This window comes from Treponema endosymbiont of Eucomonympha sp., assembly GCF_001028545.1.
Window position 1 is genome coordinate 1 of record NZ_BBPW01000733.1, and the last position, 324, is coordinate 324.

The 324-nt window shown below is 47.2% G+C and carries 1 protein-coding gene; it reads left to right on the top strand.

Going from position 1 to position 324, the window contains the following annotated elements; all coding sequences use genetic code 11:
- Window positions 1–50: 50 nt before the first annotated feature.
- Window positions 51–324 (top strand): hypothetical protein (locus AWU74_RS08800; protein WP_162505147.1); only part of this gene is annotated, 274 nt, incomplete at its 3' end.

Genomic DNA, 324 nt, shown 5'->3' on the forward strand with positions numbered 1-324 from the left:
TTTTGAAGAAAGACAAAGCGAAACCGTTTGTGTTAGAGGCGGTGCAAAAAATGAAAGCCTATAGCGCCGAAGAGTCGATAACCTATATCAGAAGCTTTTCCGAAGAGGCGGACGGTATTGTTATGTGGAACAGTTCATACGGGCATAGCGGCGAGGGTGTCGCCGTCGGTATCGACCGGCGAAAACTAAAAGGCGGGTTTGGGGCAGGGGACGTTTTCAGAAAGACACAGAATGACGGAGAGAAAGCTGACGAAGGGTTTAAATTCGTCAAAAAAGCACGCTTTCCAAAGCGAATGCAATTCTCGAACCAGTTCTTTATGCGTT